The following is a 6,000-nucleotide window of genomic DNA, read 5'->3' on the forward strand; positions in this document are numbered from 1 at the left end:
AGCGCACTTTTTTTCCAGTGGGTTGGCGAAACTAATAGCGGGATAATTCAACCAGCGACTCTTGCTTTGTGTCCCGTTTTACAAGTGAACGGCCATCGTAAGATCAACATGCTTCAACTTACAACACTAAAAAGGAGCCATGGGGTTACCACGACTCCCTTTAAGCTATATCGAAATGATGTTAGCGAAGCAGCCGCAATCCGTTCAAAATCACAAGGATGGTGCTTCCTTCATGGAAGAAGACACCGAGCGGCAACGGAAAATCCGAAATAAAATTGGAGATGATCAAACCCATAATGACGAATGCGGCAAAGGCGATATTTTGCTTCACGACCCGCTTCATGCGTCTTCCCAGCTCTACGGCAAAGCTGATCTTCAGCAAATCATCGTTCATCAGTATCAAATCGGCCGTCTCGAACGCGGCATCCGAGCCCCCGCCGCCCATTGCGATCCCAACCGTGGCCGTCGCTAAAGCCGGAGCATCATTTACGCCATCGCCGATCATCACGACGCTTCCATGCTCCTCTTTCAATTGTTTGACAATATTCAATTTCTCTTCCGGAAGCAGGCCTGCATAGACTTTATCAATCCCCGCCTCCGCTGCTATCGCTTCAGCCGTAAGCTGTTGGTCGCCTGTCAGCATCGCAACCGTTATGCCCATGCTTTTCAACTTGGCAACCATCGGAACGGCTTCCGGTCGGATGCGATCTTGAAGTGCGATGGCTCCCGCCACGATCCCATCCTGCTCGACAAGGATGACCGTGTTTCGTTTTTCGAGTTTCCCAATCTCATCGTAGAGTCCTTGTCGCTTCGAGTCTTCCTCAAACAGAGAGGGCTTGCCGATTTTCCAGAGCGTTCCTCCCAGGTTCGCCTGGACACCTCTGCCTGTCATCGCCTGAAAGTCCGAACAACGCGCCAGTCTGATTCCACGGCTCTCCGCCTCCTCCACGATCGCTCCTGCAATCGGATGGGTCGATATCGACTCGATGGAAGCCGCTGCCGCCAACAATTCATTTTCATCCATCCGATTAAACGTGACGATATTCGTTACGACCGGCTTACCAAGGGTGAGCGTTCCCGTTTTATCAAAGGCGACGGCATGGACCGAGCTAAGGTTTTCCAGATGAGCCCCGCCTTTGAACAATAACCCTTTCCTGGCACCATTGGAGATCGCCGAAAGCATGACAGGCATGATCGATGCCACCAAAGCGCATGGCGAGGCAACGACAAGAAACACCATCGCTTTGTACATCGTAACGGACCAACTCCAACCGATAAGCCAAGGCGGAAGGAGGATCAGCAGAATCGTTACCGCAACGACAGCCCGCGCATAATAACGCTCAAATTTCTGCATGAAGCGCTCCGATTTGGGCATCTCACTCTGGGCTTCCTGCACCAGCCGGATGATTTTCGCAAATAAAGTGGAATCGCTGGAAACCGTCACTTGGACGAACAGAGCACCTTCGCCGTTTAAGGTGCCGGCAAAAACGGTATCGCCTACTGCTTTATCCACCGGAATGCTCTCACCCGTAATGGAGGCTTGATTCACAGATGAGGCTCCCTCGGTTATGACTCCATCTGCAGGAATGCGCTCGCCGTTTTTGATGATAATGATGTCCCCGACCTGCAAATCTTGGATGAGAACCGATTCTTCCACGCCGTTTATATATCGGGTTGCCGTTTCTGGATTTAGCCCCATCAAAGCGGAAATGTCCCGCGAACTCCGTTCGACCGTCAACGTTTCCAAAGCGCCGCTAAGGGAAAAAATAAAGATCAACACAGCCCCGTCCGTCCAATACCCAATAGAGGCAGCACCAATGGCAGCCACAAACATCAACAGATTAACGTCTAGATCTTTCTCGTACAGGAGGGTCTTCATGCCTTCTTTCGCTTTCGCATATCCGCCGATGACAAATGACAGGATAAAGAAACATACGGCTGCAAAGTAATGGTGATGATGCAAAACCCAACCCATTGCCGTCAACCCGCCTCCGATTAACGCAGCAGCCAGTTCGCCGTAACGGTTCTTCCACTTTTGAAATGCGGTGGTGGATTCGGCGCGTTTGCAAGAAGCGGCTGCTGTTTGATAATTTGCGGACATCCTCTAACACTCTCCTTTCTTTTATTGAGAATGACTTTTAATATTAGCTCCCTTAAAATGCAACATGCTGTCCCCCGGGGTTGGGGAACAGCATGAAACTTGTATATAATAAGATATGCAGCTGCAGACTCGTTTGGTTACGGGATTTTCCTTAAACCGAATTATAGCATAATCATTCATGAAAATGCACCCAATAGTATTAAAAATATCTAATTGATAAAGATTATTGTTATTAATGAAAAATATGGGAATTGGCAGCATGTCAATCGTACAAAAAAAGGCCTCTTCAAGTTCATTGAACTCGTGAGAGGCCTCTTTCGCTTTTTTACTCAAGATAATTTGAATTTGTCAACGACGGCCTGTAATTCCTCCGCCATACGAATCAGAGTGGCAGAGGAAGAAGCGATCTCCTCCATTGCTGCCAGCTGTTGTTCCGTCGAGGCAGAGACCGTCTCCGTGCCGGAAGCCGTAGACTGGGAAAAGAGAGCAAGATCCTCGATCGCCCGGACAACCTTCAAGGTTTCAGATGAGATTTGCCCTGCCGTAGCCGAAACCTCGCCGACCTGATTGTTCACCTCGCCTACAGAACGCTCGATCTCCGCAAATAGACTGCCGGCTGTTTGCACCACGCTCATCCCCGTGCCGACCTCTTCCGTCGCCAACCGCATCGATTTTCCGGCGCGGTTGATCTCTTCGCGAATGGTGTGGATCAAGGCGGCCACTTGCTCCGCGGAGCGAGCCGATTGTTCCGCCAGAAGCTTTACTTCTCCCGCCACAACGGCGAATCCCCGGCCATGTTCACCTGCCCTGGCCGCTTCTATGGCGGCGTTCAGCGCGAGTAGATTGGTCTTTCCGGAGATCTCCGAGATCGCCTCGATGATCTGATCGATTTCCGTTGAAGTCGCCACCAAATGAGCGATAACGGCCGATAATTCTTCAACGGAACCGTTTATCGAACCCATTTGCCGGACTGCACTTTGAACGGCGCGGCCGCCCTCTGCCGATTTTTCCGAAACCATCGCCGTTGTTTCCGATGCTGTACGGGCATGGGCGGCAATCATTCGCATTTTCTCCGAAACGGCGTGAATGGTTTGCGCGCTTTCCTCCGCGATGCCCGCCTGCCGGTTGGCACCTTCCGCCATCTCTTCAATAGCGCCGGCAATGTGGGTCGTGGCGGAGGAAGTCATTTCCGCATTTGCGGCCAACTCCTCCGACGCTGCCGTCAACCGGCCAGCCGAACGGCCGGCTTCCGCCAGCACCGTCTTCAACGCATCGGCCATTTGATTGAAGCCGGCTCCGAGCTCGGCAAACTCGTCCTTCCCTTTAACCTCGACCCGGGAGCTTAAATCGCCTTGGCCAATAAGCCGGGAGGCTGCCGTCAGAGCTTTCAAAGGCTTGGAAAAAGAACGCACGATGACGAAGACCAGCACCGCACCTAGCAGCGTCGAAATCACAAGAACCAGTATGGTATTCAGCAAAATCGGCGATGCCATGCGGGTAACCTCGCTGGGAGAACGGTCTCCGGCGATTTTCCAGCCCGTTAATTCATTCGTGATGTAGATCAGGCTGCGAGTATCCCCCTCAGGCGACACTTGCTTGATCTTCCCCGAGTCGCCGTCGAACATGGAATTGAGGGGCGCTTCTCCTGCCGGCGGCTCACCCGTATCGCCTGGCGCCTGCTGATTCTTGGCAGGCGGCACTTCTTCTCCGTTGCCCTCCGCCGCATTTCCAGGTCCGTCCGGTGCCGTTCCGGCGGCTCCTGGCTGCGCTCCTTCACCGCCAACTCCCCAAGGTGGAGATACGACCATCGCTCCTTGCGGGCTGAAGATGGCGATGAACCCATTTTCACCTATTTTCACATTGTTCACTAAATCGTGTATGCCTTGCAAATTCATAACGAGGGCGACCACCGTCTGGCCGTCTGCAGCGGTTTTGGCCAGGGTAATGACCGTATCGCCTGTTTGGGAAGACGTATAAGGTTCCGTAATGGTCACCTTTCCCTGGTTCTTCACTGCTTCCGAATAATACGCGTTATCCGCCGGCAAACTGCCGGACCCCGCTTTCGAGCTCGCTGGCGACTGCGCAGTCACCCCATTCGCTCCGATAGCCGCCGCTTCTTCAATCTCGGAGTGCTTCGCCGTATAGTCAGCGAGCTGGCCTTGGACGGACCCAGCGGCGGATTCTTGCGACAGAGTATTGAGATCGTTGATTTTTGCCTGAATAATTTGGTCTATAGCATGATCTGCCAAAGCAATGCTGTTAACAGCGGCGCTTTCCAGTTGTTCATCCACTTTATCTTTTGCCGTTATGTATGAGAATCCCCCGATTGCGAGGCTTGGCAGCAGCAGAATGAGCAGAAATGATGCAATAAGCTTTCTTTTCACGGAACGGTAACGGATGGTTGGCTTCGACGTGCGATTCATGGATAGCTCTCCTTCATCTCAAAATCTTCCACCCTAGTGTAAAGCCGATAGGAAAATAGTACCTGAACCCCGGCTTAAGGAACGCTTAAAAGATGATAAACTTCGACATGAATCGTCAAATCTTGATCAAATCCCAGAAAACGCAAACATGGCCATTGAAGTTCGTACCCAATAAACCCAATGAAAAAAGAGCAGAGAGGTCTGGTCATAGCCCCGTCAAGTAGACAACTATAAAAGAGCACTTTTAAGCAGCGACCGCTTGCCGATATTCATAAGGTGAGCGGTTGCCGAGTTTTTTCTGGAAACGTTTGTTGTTGTAAAAAGTTATATAATCAAAAATCATTTTTTCTGCCTCTTCAAGTGACTGCGGCTTTTCTAAATAGATTTTCTCTGTCTTTAAGTGAGAAAAGAACGACTCGACGCATGCATTGTCGTAGCAGTTCCCTCGCCGTGAATGACTGCCTTCTATGCCTTTCTTCTTTAACAGTAAGGCGTAGGGCTTCGAAGTATACTGGTAGCCCTGATCCGAATGCAGGATTGCTCCCTTGCAGTCGAGTTGATTGACTGTCTCTTTAACTAAAACATAGTCATTTCTTCGAGATACTTTCCATGCGACAATCTCATTGTTAAACAGATCCAGAACCACAGAGAGATATACGAACTCGTTTCCGATCCTTACATAGGTGATATCAGTAACCAACTTCTCGTGTGGATTCTGAGATTTAAAATCGCGCGCGAGAACGTTCTTAAAGACAACGGAGCTCTTCCTACCGTAATACTTCCGCTTGCGCCTAATAACGGAACTGACTCCCAATTCTCGCATCAACCGCCTAACCTTTTTGTGATTAACTACAAAGCCCTCTTTGAACAACGCCGTCTTCATTCGGTTGTACCCAAAGTAAGGGCGAGCCTTATGGATCGCCAATATATGCTCCTTGAGAACAGATTTACGACCTCTCTGTTCCTCGCGAGTTGTTCTTTCCTTCTTCCATTTGTAAAACCCTGAACGAGACACTTCGGCAATGCTGCAGAGCATTGAGACTGTGCACGTTGACGCTAACTCATTTATTATTACGCATCGAATCTGTTTATCCAACTTCCCTCCCCGTGCAGATTTGGACTGAGCTTTTTTAGGTAATCCACCTGAGCCTTTAAGTATGCATTCTCCTCTTCCAAGCTTTCGAAATCCTTCTTGTCCCACTTCTCACTTCGATCCTTAAACGGTATTCCTGCTTTGTATTTCCTCACCCAGTCCACTAATTGCGCATCACTTTTAACGCCCGTTCTTTCAACGATCTGAGAAAAGCTTAATCCTTCCTCCAGGTGCAGGCGGACTGCCTCCAACTTAAACTCCGTTGAGTATATTTTAAATTTCTGTCCTTTAATAGCCATAATAAAATCCCCTTTAGATAATTAGTGCCAGAACACATCATACATGTGCTCTTTTTGCACTGTCTACCTAAAGGGGATAATACC

Annotated in this window: 3 protein-coding genes; all 3 read right to left on the reverse strand. The window is 50.0% G+C overall.

Annotated elements, in window-relative coordinates:
* Nucleotides 1-181: 181 nt before the first annotated feature.
* Entirely contained in the window at nt 182-2,101 is a 1,920-nt protein-coding gene (locus TJ79_RS11995; RefSeq protein ID WP_040950553.1) for a heavy metal translocating P-type ATPase, read from the reverse strand.
* A gap of 329 nt (nt 2,102-2,430) precedes the next feature.
* Nucleotides 2,431-4,524 (reverse strand): methyl-accepting chemotaxis protein, encoded by a 2,094-nt coding sequence (locus TJ79_RS12005; RefSeq protein ID WP_052339524.1) that lies wholly within the window; start codon nt 4,522-4,524, stop codon nt 2,431-2,433.
* Nucleotides 4,525-4,768: 244 nt separating this feature from the next.
* Nucleotides 4,769-5,916, reverse strand: a protein-coding gene (locus TJ79_RS12010; RefSeq protein WP_155987858.1) for an IS3 family transposase whose coding sequence is annotated in 2 segments (ribosomal slippage) — nt 4,769-5,658 and nt 5,658-5,916 — 1,149 coding nt in all. Because the reading frame shifts where the segments join, the coding sequence is not laid out codon by codon here.
* Nucleotides 5,917-6,000: the final 84 nt, after the last annotated feature.

Origin of the sequence: Gorillibacterium massiliense (assembly GCF_000455485.1) — a bacterium.
Classification (GTDB): Bacteria; Bacillota; Bacilli; order Paenibacillales; family NBRC-103111; genus Gorillibacterium; species Gorillibacterium massiliense.